Annotated in this window: 1 protein-coding gene; it reads left to right on the top strand. The window is 40.4% G+C overall.

The window, feature by feature from the left end; all coding sequences use genetic code 11:
• Nucleotides 1–95 precede the first annotated feature (95 nt).
• Nucleotides 96–797 (top strand): DDE-type integrase/transposase/recombinase (locus NUW87_RS11425; protein ID WP_269028646.1); only part of this gene is annotated, 702 nt, incomplete at its 3' end.

The raw sequence follows: 797 nt of genomic DNA, 5'->3' as shown, positions 1-797 counted from the left end.
ATTCTTGCTTGTTGTTTTGTTGACCTTGCTCCAGGTCACATGAGGAAGCTATAGCGAAGGTTGCAGAAGGCAACGTGCTAAAGGAGAGATCACAAATGAAGCAATCATTAGTGGAAAAGAAGAAGGTGGGTCACTCAGAAGCTTCCATGACCCACACCATTGAGAATCCATGTGAACTTTGGCATAGAATATTAGCTCACATTAACTACAAGGCGCTACCATACATATGCAAAGCGGTCACAGGTTTACCAGAACTCAAAGGTGACCATGAAGGCGTATGCAATGGATGTGCACAAGGGAAGAACATCAAGAACCCGTTTCCGAAGAGGGACAGCAAGGCAGAAGGAGTCCTAGAACTCATTCATTCAGATGTATGTGGCCCAATGCCATCATCCTCCATTAGCGGGTATGTATACTATGTATCATTTATTGATGATTATTCTCGTAAGACCTGGATATATTTCTTAAAATCTAAAGATGAAGTATTTAGTAAATTCAAGGAATTCAAAGCCTTGATAGAGAACCTTTTTGTAAGGAAGATTAAGATACTCAAGTCAGATAATGGAGGAGAATACACCTCGAAGGAGTTCGTTGCATTCTGCAAGACTGTAGGGATTAGAAGGGAGCTGACTGTTCCTCATAATCCTCAACCAAATGGTGTAGCAGAAAGAAAGAATAGATCCATTGAAGAAACTGTAAAAGCCTTATTAAATGATCAAGGTCTATCCATGTTCTTATGGGGAGAAGCAACAATGACAACAATATATGTGCAGAACAGAAGTCCTCATCGTATATTG

This window comes from Corynebacterium pilbarense (genome assembly GCF_026930265.1).
In the GTDB taxonomy this organism is placed as follows: domain Bacteria; phylum Actinomycetota; class Actinomycetes; order Mycobacteriales; family Mycobacteriaceae; genus Corynebacterium; species Corynebacterium pilbarense.
Note: the sequence above shows the minus strand (reverse complement) of the source record. Positions and strands in the feature narration are given on the sequence as shown.